This window comes from Gluconobacter sp. P1D12_c (assembly GCF_018812105.1).
Classification (GTDB): domain Bacteria; phylum Pseudomonadota; class Alphaproteobacteria; order Acetobacterales; family Acetobacteraceae; genus Gluconobacter; species Gluconobacter oxydans_A.
The window spans coordinates 1-585 of the sequence record NZ_JACSIQ010000195.1; the positions used below are offsets into that span (position 1 = coordinate 1).

Below are 585 nucleotides of genomic sequence, written 5' to 3' on the forward strand. Positions count from 1 at the left end.
GATATGCTCCCAGCCGAGGGGTGCAATATGCCGCGCCAGGTCATCGGAAATGCCGAGCGTTGCGATGGCAGACTGAAGATAGCGCGTATTCCATAGGATAACCGCTGCCACCAGCAGGTTTAAACCTGACGCTCGATAAGCCTGATTTTCAAAACGCCGATCCCGCAGTTCACCAAGCTGGTTGAAGAAGAGCGCCCGAGCCAGCGCATTCCGGGCTTCTCCCTTGTTGAGCCCTGCCTGGGTTCGCCTGCGCAAATCCAGATCCTGTATCCAGTCGAGCATGAAAACCGACCGCTCGATCCGGCCAACTTCACGCAAGGCCACAGCCAGACCATTCTGACGGGGATAAGATCCGAGCTTCCGCAGCATGGCCGAGGCCGTCACGGTTCCACTCCGAATGGATGTGACCAGACGCAGCAGGTCGTCCCAGTGGGCCGCAACATGATCGGTATTGATCGGGTCACCGGCCATTCCACTCAGGAGATCACCGGGGCTTTGATCTGGAAACAGGTGAAGTTTCCGCTCTTTCAGATCCCGTATCCTGGGCGCAAATCGATAACCAAAGAAGGGCATCAGCCCGAAAAC

The 585-nt window shown here is 57.1% G+C and carries 1 protein-coding gene; it reads right to left on the bottom strand.

The genetic code is table 11. The annotated features are described in order from the left end of the window. Positions 1 to 585, bottom strand: a 585-nt coding sequence (locus KP705_RS16295; protein ID WP_215765001.1) for a Tn3 family transposase, incomplete at both ends; no start/stop codon positions are given.